The following is a 13,759-nucleotide window of genomic DNA, read 5'->3' as shown; positions in this document are numbered from 1 at the left end:
CGGGGGCGATGCAGTCATTACCACCATGTCGTGACGGCGCGTCGGACCCCTTCGCGCAACCGGCCCAGACGCTAGCGCCACGCGCAGTAGGCTGACAGTAACCGCCGCCACATCCGGCCCGATCGACCGTGCGAAGGGCAGTCGTTGGACCTCTCCGCCTACGCCGAGCACGCGGTCCGCCTGGTCAACACCGAGCAGCCGGCGCGCGGCGAGGACGTGTTGCGCTCGCCGGAGGACGTACTGGCGCTGATCGCACCCGTTCGGCGGATCCCACCGCGGGTGACCGACGGCGACGTGACCCGGCTGCGTTCGGTGCGCATCCGGCTGCGCGCGGTCTTCGCCGACGCCGCCGCCGGGCGCGAGGCGGACGCGATCGCCACGCTCAACGGCCTGCTCGCCGAGTTCCCCGTACATCCGCGCCTGACCGGGCACGATGCGAGCCCGTGGCATCTGCACCTGGCGGGCGACGCGGTCGGCGCGGCCGAGGGCTTCGCCGCGATAGCCGGCATGGGACTGGCCGTACAGCTGACCACGCACGGCATCGACCGACTGGGCGTGTGCCAGGCGCCGCCGTGCCGGAACGTGTTCCTGGACCTGTCCGCGAACCGCTCCCGCCGGCACTGTTCGGACCGGTGCTCCTCGCGCGCCAATGTCGCGCTGTACCGCGCCCGACGCCGGGCCCACGAGCCGCGGCCGGAGCGACATACCTGACATTTGCGGGTTGGCGCGCGGCGCACTGTGGCACATGTACATGGACGGCTCGATCTCGCAGTGCGAAATTACCAAAGTCGGGTACACTACGTACTCGTCAAATCACATATCGTGACGTACCGTCGGGTAGAAGCCGCCCCGGTCGTTCCGGCTCACGTTCCCGCATCGATGACGACAGTTGTCGGCCGGCGCGGTAGCGTCGCTGGGGTTCCCCCCGACATCGGTGGTGATCGCCCGGCGGCGGCCACCCACAGCAGCACCTTGGAGGTGAGGGTGTCCCAGCGATCCGCACACACGGCGGACGAAGCCGGCACCGGACAGCGTGACTTCGTCGAGGTCCGACTGCCTGCCGAAGGTGCCTATCTCTCCGTCCTGCGCACCGCGACGGCGGGCCTCGCGGCCCGTCTCGACTTCACCCTGGACGAGATCGAGGATCTGCGCATCGCGGTCGACGAGGCGTGCGCGATGTTGCTCGACCAGGCGGTGGCCGGCGGAGTCCTCTCCTGCGTGTTCAACCTGGTCGGCGACGCGTTGCACGTGACCGTGTCCGCACCGACCACCGACGGTCGAACACCCGCGCGCGACACGTTCGCCTGGACCGTCCTGTCGGCACTCGCCGGCGAGGTGGACGCCACGGTGAGCCAGGACAAGGTGGTCAGCATCAGCCTGCACAAGAAGCGCGGTGGCGGGCCGGAGCAGACGTGAGCAGTGGTGTTGAAGGCGCGGCCAACGAACCGCAGCCGAGCGCGGCCTCACCCGACGAGGCCGCCGGGCGCGGCCGAGGGGAGGGTGAGGGCATGGTGAGCGACGCGAGTATGACGATGGACGGTGGCGTCGAGGCGGCCGGCCCGGACGGTCCGGCGCCGCCCGCCGGCACCGGGGGCCCGGGTCACGCGGTGCCGAACCGGCGGCGCGCCGGTTCCGAACGCCACGCCCACGACCGGGAGATCGCGCGCGGCCTGTTCGCGCAGCTCGCGCAGTTGGAATCGGATCCGCCCGCGCGGGCCGCGGTGCGCGACCGGCTGGTGGAGATGCACCTGCCGCTGGTCGAGCACCTGGCCCGGCGGTTCCGCAATCGCGGCGAGCCGTTGGACGACCTGATCCAGGTGGCCACGATCGGCCTGATCAAGTCGGTCGACCGGTTCGACTCCGAGCGCGGCGTGGAGTTCTCGACGTACGCGACGCCGACCATCGTCGGCGAGATCAAGCGGCACTTCCGGGACAAGGGCTGGGCGGTGCGGGTGCCGCGCCGGCTCCAGGAACTGCGGCTCGCGTTGACCTCGGCCACCGCCGAGCTCTCCCAGCGCAACGGCCGCTCCCCCACGGTGGCCGAACTGGCCGTACAACTCGGGATCTCCGAGGAGGAGGTGCTGGAGGGCCTGGAATCGGCGAACGCCTACAGCACCCTCTCGCTCGACGTCCCGGACACCGACGACGACTCCCCGGCGGTGGCCGACACGCTCGGCGCCGAGGACGACGCGCTGGAGGGGGTCGAATACCGCGAGTCGCTCAAGCCGCTCCTGGAGCAACTGCCGCCGCGCGAGAAGAAGATCCTGCTGCTGCGCTTCTTCGGCAACATGACGCAGTCGCAGATCGCCCAGGAGGTCGGCATCTCGCAGATGCACGTCTCGCGACTGCTCGCGCGCACCCTCGCGCAACTGCGCGAGCGCTTGCTCGTCGAGGAGTAGCCCGCGGCGCACCCCGAGCCGAACCTGACCCGAGCACGGCGGCGGGGGGGGGGGCCCGCCCCCCCCCGGCCGCCCCCCCCCCCCCCCCCCCCCCCCCCCCCCCCCCCCCCCCCCCCCCCCCCCCCGGGGGCCCCCCCCCCCCCCCCCGGGGCCGGGCCCCGCCGCCGTCGTCCGCTCAGGCCCCGCGAGTCCGGTGCCGCGCCTCGAGCGCGTTGTACATGCTCGGTGTGGCGAGGAAGCCGATGGTGGCCGCGCCCACGATCATGGTCAGGATGCCGATCGCCGACTGGTCGGCCTTGATCAGATACCAACCCATGCCGACCACGATCAGATTGGCCGTGATCGCCGGCGACCTGCTCCAGCGCCGACCGCGCAACATGCCGACGAGCACGGCGACTATCCCGGCGGCCAGGATCAGCAGATAGATCCCGATCGCGACACCCTCCGACGAGTTGCTCGGATGGCCGAACTCGCTGCGGAAGGTCAGGTAAAGGGAGTACCCGAGGAGTGCGAACGCCTCCACACCGACCACCGCGGTGCAGATGCGCCAGGTGCGGGGGAGGGCCCCGGCGGGGTCCGACTGGTCCTGGGCGGATGGGCTCTCGGTCACCACACGACTGTAACCGGGGCCCGGACCGGCCCCGGCCACGGGCGGGCTACCGGCCGGTAGATACGTCGATACGCTGTCGTCCATGCGCGCCCTTCTCGTCGTCAACCCCAACGCCACGACCACCAGTGAGCGGACCCGGGACGTGCTGGCGCACGCGCTCGCCGGCGACCTCAAGCTCGACGTGGTCGGCACCGAGCACCGCGGCCACGCCGCCGAGCTGGCCCGACAGGCCGCGGACGACGGCCTCGACCTGGTGATCGCGCTCGGCGGCGACGGCACGGTCAACGAGGTGGTCAACGGTCTGCTCGTGGCCGGACCCGCCCCCTCGCTGCCCGCGGTGGCGGTGGTGCCGGGCGGCAGTACCAACGTCTTCGCCCGCTCGCTCGGGATGCCCAACGAGCCGGTCGAGGCGACCGGCATGCTGATAGAGGCGCTGCGCGCGGGGCGCAGTCGGGAGATCGGCCTGGGGCTGGCCGACGAGCGCTGGTTCCTGTTCTGCGCCGGGTTGGGTTTCGACGCGGAGGTGGTCGGCCGGGTCGAGCGGCACCGGGCCGGCGGCCGGCGGGCCACCCACGGGTTGTACGTGCGTTCGGCGGTGAGCCGCTTCGTCGGCGGTCGCGCCGCGCGCCGGCACGGGCCGCTCACCCTGGAGGTCCCGGGCCGCGACCCGATCGAGGGAATCTCCATGGGCATAGTGCAGAACACGGTGCCGTGGACGTTTTTGCGCAACCGGCCGCTGAATCCGTGTCCACAAGCGTCATATGACACCGGATTGGACCTCTTCGCGCTCACTCGGATGTCAACACTGCCCACATTGCGCCATCTGGCCCAGATGCTGGCCGCGACAGGTAATGCTCCACATGGGCGTCACGTCGTGTCCCTGCACGACTGCGATGCGTTCACTCTTCGGGCTGAAGAACCTGTTTCCCTTCAGGTCGATGGGGACCATCTGGGAGAACATCGGAGTGTGACCTTCCGGGGGGTTCCCCGTGCACTGCGTGTGATTGTGTGAGTGGAAGGGCCTTTTGGCCTTTCACTCGAACGCAAATACCGGGTTCACCCCTTCGATGTAGTGGTGTGACCTAGTCGACACCGATGATTTAAAAAATCCTGGCCCAAGGGGGTTGTATCGGCGGCCCAGGTTTGTAAGGCTCTACGAGGCGGCAGGGACGTGGCCGAAAGGTCATCTTCACCGCCCGAATCCACTGCCAAACCTGGGGACCGACTTCGTCGGCCCCATGCTTGTCGGGGGGTTCGTGAAAGCGTTCACATTCACAAGCCACAGCGGGGCCGGAAGCCCCCGCTGACCCACGAGGAGTTGGACCGCATGGACTGGCGCCACGTTGCTGCCTGCCGTGACGAAGACCCGGAGCTGTTCTTCCCGATCGGCAACACCGGTCCCGCTCTGCTTCAGATCGAGGAGGCGAAGGCGGTCTGCCGCCGTTGCCCCGTGATGGAGCAGTGCCTGGGCTGGGCTCTCGAGTCCGGTCAGGACGCGGGTGTGTGGGGCGGTCTGAGCGAGGACGAGCGTCGCGCTCTCAAGCGCCGCGCCGCCCGCAACCGCGCCCGCGCCTCCGCCTGATCACCACGAAGGCTGAACACTCCGGAGACTGAATCACCGGAAACCGAAGCTTTACCAGCAGTTGCCCCGTCAGGGTCCGGTCGGACCAAGGCGGGGCAACTGCTTTTCCCGGCGGGGCCGTTGTCCCGGTATTCGCCCGGTCGGCGGAATTCGGCCGGACCGCACGCGAATTCGCCCGCCGCGCGCGTTTTCGATCAGCGGCGCTGGCGCAGTTGCAGGTCCAGGGTGACGATCGTGCCGCCGGCCGGATTGGCCACCATGTCGAAGCGGCCCGCGAGTTCGCTGCCGACCAGGGTGCGGACGATCTGTAGACCGAGATTTCCGGACACCTGCGGATCGAAGTCGGCGGGCAGTCCGATCCCGTCGTCGGTGACGGTGATCAGCAGGCGTTCCGCACGCCGTTCGGCGTGTACCTCCAAGGTGCCGACCCGGCCGGTGGCGCCCTGATCCTCGAACGCGTGCTCCAGGGCGTTCTGCAACAACTCGGTGAGCACCATCGCCAGCGGGGTCGCGGTCTCCGCGATCAGTTCGCCGAAATTGCCGTGGCGGGCGGTGCGTACCCGGATCGAGGACGCGGCCACCTCGGTGACCATGGACAACACCCGGTCGGCGATCTCGTCGAAGTCCACCCGCTCGTCCAGCGTCTGGGACAACGTCTCGTGCACGATCGCGATCGAGCCGACCCGGCGGACCGCCTCCTCGAGCGCGGCCCGGGCCTGCGGCGCGTCCATCCTTCGGGCCTGCAGGCGCAGCAGCGCGGCCACCGTCTGCAGGTTGTTCTTCACCCGGTGGTGGATCTCCCGGATGGTGGCGTCCTTGGTGATCAGCTCGCGCTCGCGGCGGCGCAGTTCGGTCACATCGCGCAGCAGCATGATCGCGCCGATCCGCTGACCGCGCGGCTTGAGCGGGATCGCGCGCAGCTGTACCACCGCGGCGGGCGTCTCCACCTCGGTCTCGCGCGGCGCCCAGCCGCTGGCCACCGCGGAGATCGCCTCGTCGACCGGGCCCTCGTGCGGGGCGAGTTCGGCGGTGATCCGGCCCAGGTGGCAGCCGACCAGGTCGGTGCTCAGGCCGAGCCGATGGTAGGCGGAGAGCGCGTTGGGGCTCGCGTACTGCACGATGCCGTCCGCGTCGAGCCGGATCAGGCCGTCGCCCACGCGCGGCGAGGCGTCCATGTCGAGCAGTTCGCCGGCATGCGGAAACGTCCCTGCGGCGATCATCTGCGCGAGGTCCGCGGCGCTTTGCAGGTAGGTCAGTTCCAGCCGGCTCGGGGTGCGCGCGGTGAGCAGGTTGGTGTTGCGCGCGATCACGCCGATCACCCGGCCCTCGCGGGAGACCGGGATCGCCTCGACCCGTACCGGTACGTCGTCGCGCCATTCCGGATCGCCCTCGCGCACGATCCGGCCCTCGTCCAGGGCCGCGTCCAGCATCGGCCGCCGGCCGCGCGGGACGAAGTCGCCGACCAGGTCGTCCTGATGCGAGGTGGCGCCGGTGTTGGGCCGCATCTGGGCGACCGCGACGTACTGCCCATCGCCGGTGGGCACCCACAACACCAGGTCGGCGAAGGACAGGTCGGCGAGCAGTTGCCACTCGGACACCAGCAGGTGCAGCCACTCCAGATCGGCGGCGGGCAGCGTGCCGTGGCGGCGGACGAGATCGTTCATGGAGGGCACACGCGCAGCGTACTTTCCGACCGGCCTGCGATCCTGGCCGCCCCACTCCGGCGCACCTGTGAGGTTTCGATGTCCACCGAATCGCCCACGTCCCGGCCGGCCCTCGGCGGCGGCGGTCACCCGCTCGACTGGTTGGACCTGCGCGAGAAGGAACGGGTGGCGGCAGGACTGCGCCGCCGGTTGCGCCCGCGCGAGGCGAGTGCGACCGCATTGGATCTGGCCGGAAACGACTACCTGGGGCTGACCCGGGACGAGCGGGTGATCGAGGCGACGGTGGCCGCGGTGCGCACCTGGGGCGCCGGCTCGACCGGTTCCCGACTGGTGACCGGATCCACCGCGCTGCACGCCGAGTTGGAGGCCGAGTTGGCCGAGCACACCGGTGCCGAGGCGGCGCTGGTCTTCTCCTCCGGCTACCTGGCCAATCTCGGCGTGATCGCGGGCCTGGTCGGCAAGGGCGGCCTGGTGGTCTCGGACGCGATCAACCACGCGTCGATCGTGGACGCGTGCCGGCTCTCCCGGGCCCGGGTGGCGATCACCGGGCACCGCGACGTCGAGGCGGTGGCCCGGGTGCTGGCGGAACGGGCCGAGGAACGGGCCCTGGTGGTCGTGGACGCGGTTTTCTCGGTGGACGGGGACATCGCCCCACTCGCCGAGCTTGCGGCCGTCACACGGCGATCTGGCGCCGTCCTGCTCGTGGACGAGGCGCACGGCCTCGGCGTGGTCGGCGCGGGCGGCCGGGGGGCGGTACACGCGGCCGGCCTCGCGGGCGCCGACGACGTGGTGCTGACCGCGACCCTGTCCAAGGCGCTGGGCGCGCAGGGCGGCGCGGTCCTTGGGCCGCGCCGGGTGGTGGAGCATCTGGTCGACGCGGCCCGGCCGTTCATCTTCGACACGGGTCTGGCCCCGGCGAGCGTCGCGGCGGCGCTGGCCGCGCTGCGGATCCTGCGCGCGGAGCCGGGGTTGGCGGACACGGTCCGGGCGAACGCGCGGGCGCTGGCGGCCGGCGTCCGGGAGTCGGGCCTGCGGGTGACGGAGCCGGCGGGCGCGGTGGCCTCGGTGTTGATCGGCGAGCCGCAAGCGGCCTTCGACACGGCGGCGCGGTGTGCGCAGGCGGGCGTCCTGGTCGGCTGCTTCCGCCCGCCGTCCGTGCCGGACGGCATCTCCCGGCTGCGGCTGGCCGCGCGCGCGGACCTGACCTCGGCGGACCTGACCCGCGCTCTGGAGGCACTGCGCTTCGCCACCCTTTGACCCGAAATTCCCGCACACCCTCGGTACATCCTTCGCCACCTTCCTCGGCATTGGTCTAGACAACCAGGATTGGTCTGAACCAAAATGGGCGGCGGCCTCCCGGCCCGCACCGGGAGGCCGCCGAACGTTCGGCCGCGTAGCGGTCCCGCAGGGAAGGAAGGGCACGCGTGGCCGGCATTGGGGCACCTCGCGTGCTTGTGGACGGGAAGCTCGTCGGCCCGACCGAGGTGAGGGTGGAACAGGGCCGGATCACCGGCGTCACCGAGGGCCCCGGCGGCCCCGACGCGGTACGGCTGCCGCACGGCGTGCTCACCCCCGGCCTGATCGACGTACAGCTCAACGGCGCGTTCGGGCACGACTTCGTGGCCGCGGACGCGACCGCGTGGCGCGAGGTGGCCGCGAAGCTCCCGTCGACCGGGGTCACCGCCTTCTGCCCGACCTTCATCACCGGCGACCTGGACACGCTCACCGCGGCGCTCGTGCGCGCCGCCGAGCTGCGCGCCAAATTCGCCGTGGAGCCGATCGCGCGCGACCTGGGCGTGCACCTGGAGGGGCCGTTCCTGTCCCCCGCCCGGGTCGGCACCCACCCGCCGCAGTACCTCCGCGAGCCCACCCCGGAGCTGGTCGACCGACTGCTCCTGGACGACGCGGTCCGCGAGGCGCTGACCCTGATCACACTGGCGCCGGAACTACCCGGTGCGCTCGACGCCATTCGGCGCATCGTCGCCACGGGGATCCGAGTCTCGGCCGGACACACGGACGCGACCGCCGCCGAGATGTCCGCCGCCGCGGACGCGGGCGCGACCATGGTCACCCACCTGTTCAACGCACAACGCGGCCTCGGCCACCGCGAACCGGGCGTGGTCGGCGCGGCCCTGAGCGACCCGCGCCTGACCCCCGGCCTGATCGCCGACCTGCACCACGTGGTCGGCCCGGTCTGCTCCCTGGTCCTGCGCGTGGCCGGCGAACGCACCGCGCTGGTCACCGACGCGATGGCCGCGGCAGGCATGCCCCCGGGCCGCTACCGCCTGGGCGACGTGGACGTGACCCTGGTCGAAGGCGACGTCCCCCGAAACCCCGACGGCACGATCGCCGGCTCGGCGCTGACCCTGGACCAGGCCGTCCGCAACCTGATCGGCCTGGCCAACCCCCCGGCCAAGGTCCTCACCTCGGCCACCAAGGTCCCGGCCGACGCCCTGGGCCGCAAAGACCTGGGCCGAATCACGGCAGGCGCGGCAGCGGACCTGGTGTGGTGGAGCGACGACTGGCAGGTCCTGAAGACCTGGGTCGGCGGCGTGGTCGCCTACGAGGCAGCGGGGGCCTGAGCCCGACCCGAGCGACGCACCGCCATCAGGCCGGGAGCCGCAAGCCGAGCAAGCGGATGGGCCCGAGTCGCGCTCACCGCCGTCCGCCGAACCCGAGTCGCGAGCGAAGCCCGATCAACCACCCCGGAAGGGCTGCGAGGCCGGACCAGACCGCCCCGCAGCCCCTGAAACCCCAGCCATCACGCCAAAAGCAACGGGTGGAGCGGGCGGGTACACATCCCGACCCGACCAAAACGCAACGGCAAGGTGCACACCCGAGCCTGCCGCAGCCACAAAGCCCCGGTCCCCCGGACCCATCAGGGCCATGTGGCCACGAGCATCGAACCCACGCGCGGAGCTACCGCGTCTCCGTCACCTTCGCGAGCGCCCTGGGCGCATCCGGGTCCAGCCCCCGCGCCATGGTGACCTCGTACGCCAACAGCTGCAGCGGGATGATCTCCAGGATCGGCTGCACCTCCTCGGCCACGCCCTCCGGCAGGACGAAGCCCGCCGACGCCCGGCCGACCTGGTCCGCCGTGCCGATCACCATCAGGTCCGCACCGCGACCGCGCAGCCGGTCCAGGACCGGCTGGAGCGCGTCGCCGCCCTTGCCGTCGGGGACGACCGCGATCACCGGGCTGACGTTGTCGACCATGGCCAACGGACCGTGCAGCAGGTCCGCGCCGGAGAACGGCTGGGCCGGGATGTAGCTGGTCTCCATGATCTTGAGCGCCGCCTCGCGCGCCGTCGGGTAGCCGTAGCCGCGCGAGGTGATCACCAGCCGCTGGGCGAACCGGTAGCGCTGGGCCAGTTCGGCGACCTCCGCGCCGCGGTCCAGGATGTCCTGGGCCAGCGCGGGCAGCAGGTCGGCGGGCGAGGTGTCGCCGCCGCGCAGGCCCTCGACGAACAGGTACAGGGCGAGCAGTTCCGCGGTGTACGTCTTGGTCGCGGGCAGCGCCTTCTCCGGGCCGGCCAGCACGTCGATGTGGAACTCGGAGACCGCGGCGAGCGCCGAGCGCGGGTTGTTGGTCACCGCGAGGGTGATCGCGCCGGCCTTGCGGGCCGCCTCGGTCGAGGCCACCAGGTCGGGCGAGCCGCCGGACTGCGAGACGGTGATCACCAGGCAGTCGGTCAGGTCGGGCTCGGCGCCGTACGCCGTGGTGGTCGACATCGAGGTGAGCCCGGCGGGCTTGCCCAGCAATACCTCGATCAGATACTTCGCGTACAGCGCCGCGTTGTCGCTGGTGCCGCGCGCGGTCAGCAGTACGAACCGCGGGTTGCGCGCGGCGATCTCGGTCGCGACGGCCCGGATCGCGGGCGCGCCCTCGGCCAGGATCCGGCGCAGCACGGCAGGCTGCTCCGCCATCTCGGCGGACATGATGGTGCCCCGGTCGGGTGCCGAGACGTCACGGTCGTCGGTGGCGGACATGGTGCGGCCTTCCGTTGATTCCATGTGCTGTTGCACAGTGTCCGGTTTCCCGGTGTCGAGCAGGTTCACCAGGACCGGACGCCGCGTGTCGTACGGATTCACAGTCGTACGGACGCGCCGTCCGGTCCCCGGATCGGGCCGAGTCACAGACCCTCAGGCCAGCCGGCGGCCGGTCAGGATCTCCGCCGCGGCGATTCCGCAGACGGTGGCCGCGCCGTGCGTGGCGAGATGGGCGGCGCCCGGAGTGGCAGCTCCGGGGATGCCCATCTCGACCACGACGGCGTCCGGCCGCGCGGCGAGCAGGCCCGCCACGATCTCGGTCGCCCAGGCGTGGTGGTCCAGGTTGCGCACCACCAGCACCAGCGGACGTTCGGCCGCCGCCCGCAGCACGTCCTCGACGAGTTGCGGCTCGGCGGCCCGGGCGCGGGTGACCGTGGTCCCGGGCAGCGCGTCCGCCAGTACGGGGGCCAGGCCCCACGGGGTCTGCTCGCCGACCGCGATATTGGCGGTGGGCGACAACTCCACGACATGCGCCGGCCGGTCGATCGGCGTCACCGTACCGGTCACCCGGACCGCACGCCGGGCCGCGTCCAAGCCGAGCGCGTAGTCCACCGGTTCGGCCGCGCCCACCTTGGCCCACGCGGCCAGTGCGTGCACCCGCCCGGCCGCGTCGGCCAACCGCTCCTCGCTCAGCCGGCCCTCGCGGACCGCGTCCACCAGCGCGTCGCGCAGGTGCAGCACGGTGTCCTCGTCGCACAGCCCGCCGCCCACGCACACCGCGTCGACGCCGGCCGCGATCGCCCGGACCGTGCCGTCGGCGATGCCGTAGGTGTCGGCTATCGCGCCCATCTCGATCGCGTCGGTGACGATCAGGCCGGTGTAGCCCAGTTCCTCGCGCAGCAGCCCGGTCATGATCTTCCGGGAGAGCGTCGCGGGCAGCTCGGTGTCGTAGGCGGGCAGCAGGATGTGCGCGCTCATGATCGCCTTGGTGCCGGCCGCGATGCTCGCGTGGAACGGCACCAGCTCACGCGTGGCCAGCGTCTCGCGCGAGACGTCCACGAGCGGCAGGCCGTGGTGCGAGTCGATCGCGGTGTCGCCGTGGCCGGGGAAGTGCTTGACGCACGCGGCCACGCCCGCCGACTGCAATCCGCGTACATAGGCCGCAGTGTGCCGGGCGACCAGCTCGGGCTCGGCCCCGAAGGCCCGCACGCCGATGATCGGGTTGTCCGGGTTGGAGTTGACGTCGGCCGACGGCGCCCAGTTGAGGTTGACCCCGCAGGCGGCCAACTCGCGACCGAGGCCGCGCGCGACCGCCTCGGTGGTCGCGGTGTCGTCCACCACGCCCAGGGCCAGGTTGCCCGGCCAACGGCTGCCGGTGTTGACGTGGATGCGGGTGACATCGCCGCCCTCCTCGTCGATCGCCACGACCAGGTCCGGGTTCTCCCGGCGCAGTTCCTCGGTCAGCGCGGTGACCTGCTCGGGGGTCGCGATGTTGCGACCGAACAGGCCCACCGAGCCCAGCCCGGCGGCGATCTGCCCGCGCACCCACTCGGGCGCGGTCAGCCCGTCGAATCCGGGCTGCAGGACGGCGAGCGCGAGCCGCTCGATACGTTCGGACATCGTCGATCAGCCCTTTACCGCGCCGGAGGTGAGACCGCCGGTGACCTTGCCCTGCAACACCAGGAAGATCGCAAGTACCGGAAGCATGAACAGGGTCGAGGCGGCCATGATGGCGCCCCAGTCGATGGTCAGCCCGTTGCTGAACGAGTTGAGCCAGGTCGGCAGGGTCTTCTGCTCCGGCTTGTTCAGCAGCAGCGCGTTGGCGAACGCGAACTCGTTCCACGCGGTGATGAAGCCGAACAGCGACGTGGAGAGCAGACCCGGGGCGAGCAGCGGGAAGACGATCTTGCGGAACGCGGTGAAGCGTGAACAGCCGTCCACCCGGGCGGCCTCTTCCAGCTCGACCGGGATGCCGCCGAGGAAGCCGCGCAGGGTCACGATCGAGAACGGGAGGGTCATCACGAAGTAGATCGCGGTGAGCATCGGCAGCGAGTCGAGCAGGTCGTTGTCGCGCGCGATCAGGTACATCGGGATCATCAGCGCTTCCCACGGCGCCATCTGCGCGATGAACACCATCAGGATGAAGGGCGCCCGGCCCTTCCACTGCATGCGCGCCACCGCGAATGCCGCGAAGCACGCGACGACCAACGCCAGGAGGACACCGCAGCCCGCAACGAGCAGGCTATTGCGCCAGTAGTCCCAGAAGTGCGGTGTGTTGATCGCGGTGTCGAAGTTGTGGAACGAGATGGAACTCGGCAGGAACTTCGGCGTCCTGGTCTGGATGTCCTTGGCCGGCTTGAACGCGGTGAGGACCATCCAGTAGACCGGGAAGATCGACACGGCGAAGACCAGCAGCGCCGCGATATTGAGCGGAATCCGCTTCAGGGTGCGCGCCTTCACTTGTCGGCCTCCCGCTCCTGCTTGAACATCTGACGGAAGTAGAAGACGAGCATCACCACGAGGATCAGCACGGTGATCGTGGAGATCGCGCCGGCCATGTCGAACAACTTGAGCGACATGCCCTGCTGGTACGCGTACACGGGAAGGGTGCGCACGTCGTTGATCGGTCCGTTCTCGCCGGCGATCGCCCAGATCTGGGCGAACGACTTGAAGATCCAGATCACTTCGAGCGAGGCCACCAGCGCGAAGATCGGGCGCAGGATCGGGAAGGTGATCGAGCGGAAGATCCGCACCGGGCCCGCGCCGTCGAGCCGGGCCGACTCGTAGACGTCGGTGGACACGGTGGTCAGACCGGCGTACAGGGTCAGCGTCGCGAACGGGATCGACTGCCACACGATGAGCAGGGTCACCACCACCAGCGTGGAGGTGCCGTGCGCGAACCAGGTGTAGCCGTCGTAGTCGAAGCCGAGCTTGACCAGCGCCCAGTTGACCACACCGTTGTCCGAGCGGAAGAGCCACTTGAAGATCGTGGTGGCCGCGATCACCGGGGTCGCCCACGCGGCGATCAGGCCGATCAGCATCACGATGCGCATGGTCTTGCCGAGCTTCATCAGCATCAGCGCGCACAGCGTGGAGATCACCATGACCGCGATCACGTTGACGGCGGTGAAGTAGAAGGTCCGCCGGGTGACGTCCCAGAACTCGCTGTCCTTGAGGACGGTCTGGTAGTTCTCCCAGCCGACGTAGTCGGCCGATCGGGAGATCAGCTGCTTGAAGCGGTAATGCTGGAACGACAACATGACGTTCCGGACCACCGGATAGAACAGCAGGAAGGCGATCCCGAGGATCGATGGCGCGACAAGAAGGTATGGGGTGACCATCTTGACGATCCCCGACTTGCGTGGGGGCTTCGTTGCGCGTCTGGCACCCGTCGGTGACTGGTTGCGCGGGGGCTGCGTAGGTGTCGCGACCACCGCATCTGCCTTGGAGGCTGACACAGCTGCCTTCCCGTTGTTCGGTGTCGGGGGTCTGGGGCGGCGGTCCGTCCGGCCCG

At 70.7% G+C, this 13,759-nt stretch carries 13 protein-coding genes; 7 read left to right on the top strand and 6 right to left on the bottom strand.

Features of this window, described 5'->3' with window-relative positions; genetic code table 11:
* Positions 1-144: 144 nt before the first annotated feature.
* From ABIA38_RS30600 to ABIA38_RS30590, 3 genes are all read left to right on the top strand, one after another.
* Positions 145-711, top strand: a complete 567-nt coding sequence (locus tag ABIA38_RS30600) for a CGNR zinc finger domain-containing protein (protein WP_424642105.1) — start codon at positions 145-147, stop codon at positions 709-711.
* A gap of 261 nt (positions 712-972) precedes the next feature.
* Complete coding sequence (locus tag ABIA38_RS30595; protein WP_424642145.1) at positions 973-1,416, top strand: anti-sigma regulatory factor; 444 nt, start codon at positions 973-975, stop codon at positions 1,414-1,416.
* Complete coding sequence (locus ABIA38_RS30590) at positions 1,305-2,399, top strand: RNA polymerase sigma factor SigF (RefSeq protein ID WP_424642144.1); 1,095 nt, start codon at positions 1,305-1,307, stop codon at positions 2,397-2,399. Before ABIA38_RS30595 ends, ABIA38_RS30590 begins: the two co-directional genes overlap by 112 nt.
* Positions 2,400-2,574: 175 nt before the next feature.
* Here ABIA38_RS30590 and ABIA38_RS30585 read toward each other — a convergent pair whose 3' ends face one another.
* Positions 2,575-3,009, bottom strand: a complete 435-nt coding sequence (locus ABIA38_RS30585) for a hypothetical protein (protein WP_424642104.1) — start codon at positions 3,007-3,009, stop codon at positions 2,575-2,577.
* Positions 3,010-3,091: 82 nt separating this feature from the next.
* Between ABIA38_RS30585 and ABIA38_RS30580 the strand changes: the two genes are divergently transcribed.
* Both ABIA38_RS30580 and ABIA38_RS30575 read left to right on the top strand, forming a co-directional pair.
* Positions 3,092-4,021, top strand: a complete 930-nt coding sequence (locus ABIA38_RS30580; RefSeq protein WP_424642103.1) for a diacylglycerol/lipid kinase family protein — start codon at positions 3,092-3,094, stop codon at positions 4,019-4,021.
* A gap of 315 nt (positions 4,022-4,336) precedes the next feature.
* On the top strand, positions 4,337-4,591 hold the full coding sequence (locus tag ABIA38_RS30575) for a WhiB family transcriptional regulator (protein ID WP_020557388.1): 255 nt from the start codon (positions 4,337-4,339) through the stop codon (positions 4,589-4,591).
* 194 nt (positions 4,592-4,785) lie between these two features.
* On the opposite strand, the gene ABIA38_RS30570 is transcribed toward ABIA38_RS30575, so the two are convergent.
* On the bottom strand, positions 4,786-6,255 hold the full coding sequence (locus tag ABIA38_RS30570) for a sensor histidine kinase (RefSeq protein WP_424642143.1): 1,470 nt from the start codon (positions 6,253-6,255) through the stop codon (positions 4,786-4,788).
* Positions 6,256-6,333: 78 nt separating this feature from the next.
* Here ABIA38_RS30570 and ABIA38_RS30565 point away from each other — a divergent pair, with 78 nt between their 5' ends.
* Positions 6,334-7,512: an 8-amino-7-oxononanoate synthase gene (locus tag ABIA38_RS30565; RefSeq protein WP_424642102.1), complete on the top strand. Its 1,179-nt coding sequence runs from the start codon at positions 6,334-6,336 to the stop codon at positions 7,510-7,512.
* A gap of 167 nt (positions 7,513-7,679) precedes the next feature.
* Positions 7,680-8,837, top strand: coding sequence for an N-acetylglucosamine-6-phosphate deacetylase (gene nagA, locus ABIA38_RS30560; RefSeq protein WP_424642101.1), 1,158 nt, complete (start codon positions 7,680-7,682; stop codon positions 8,835-8,837).
* A gap of 337 nt (positions 8,838-9,174) precedes the next feature.
* Here nagA and ABIA38_RS30555 read toward each other — a convergent pair whose 3' ends face one another.
* The 4 genes from ABIA38_RS30555 to ABIA38_RS30540 form a co-directional block, all read right to left on the bottom strand.
* Complete coding sequence (locus tag ABIA38_RS30555; RefSeq protein ID WP_424642100.1) at positions 9,175-10,245, bottom strand: SIS domain-containing protein; 1,071 nt, start codon at positions 10,243-10,245, stop codon at positions 9,175-9,177.
* A gap of 153 nt (positions 10,246-10,398) precedes the next feature.
* The gene (locus tag ABIA38_RS30550) at positions 10,399-11,865 is read right to left on the bottom strand and encodes a glycoside hydrolase family 3 protein (RefSeq protein ID WP_424642099.1); all 1,467 of its coding nucleotides are present in this window, start codon (positions 11,863-11,865) and stop codon (positions 10,399-10,401) included.
* Between the two features lie 6 nt (positions 11,866-11,871).
* Positions 11,872-12,705, bottom strand: a complete 834-nt coding sequence (locus ABIA38_RS30545) for a carbohydrate ABC transporter permease (RefSeq protein ID WP_424642098.1) — start codon at positions 12,703-12,705, stop codon at positions 11,872-11,874.
* On the bottom strand, positions 12,702-13,586 hold the full coding sequence (locus ABIA38_RS30540; protein ID WP_424642097.1) for a carbohydrate ABC transporter permease: 885 nt from the start codon (positions 13,584-13,586) through the stop codon (positions 12,702-12,704). The genes ABIA38_RS30545 and ABIA38_RS30540 overlap by 4 nt, the downstream gene beginning before the upstream one ends.
* Positions 13,587-13,759 lie beyond the last annotated feature (173 nt).

It is taken from the genome of Embleya sp. AB8, from assembly GCF_049739465.1.
Taxonomy (GTDB): Bacteria; Actinomycetota; Actinomycetes; order Streptomycetales; family Streptomycetaceae; genus Embleya.
This window is presented reverse-complemented; position numbering and strand designations above follow the sequence as displayed.

Coding starts and splice junctions, on each gene's coding strand:
- ABIA38_RS30580 (WP_424642103.1), top strand. CDS start 3,092: ATGCGCGCCCTTCTCGTCGTCAACCCCAACGCCACGACCACCAGTGAG.
- ABIA38_RS30575 (WP_020557388.1), top strand. CDS start 4,337: ATGGACTGGCGCCACGTTGCTGCCTGCCGTGACGAAGACCCGGAGCTG.
- ABIA38_RS30540 (WP_424642097.1), bottom strand. CDS start 13,586: ATGGTCACCCCATACCTTCTTGTCGCGCCATCGATCCTCGGGATCGCC.
- ABIA38_RS30565 (WP_424642102.1), top strand. CDS start 6,334: ATGTCCACCGAATCGCCCACGTCCCGGCCGGCCCTCGGCGGCGGCGGT.
- ABIA38_RS30550 (WP_424642099.1), bottom strand. CDS start 11,865: ATGTCCGAACGTATCGAGCGGCTCGCGCTCGCCGTCCTGCAGCCCGGA.
- ABIA38_RS30555 (WP_424642100.1), bottom strand. CDS start 10,245: ATGTCCGCCACCGACGACCGTGACGTCTCGGCACCCGACCGGGGCACC.
- ABIA38_RS30570 (WP_424642143.1), bottom strand. CDS start 6,255: ATGAACGATCTCGTCCGCCGCCACGGCACGCTGCCCGCCGCCGATCTG.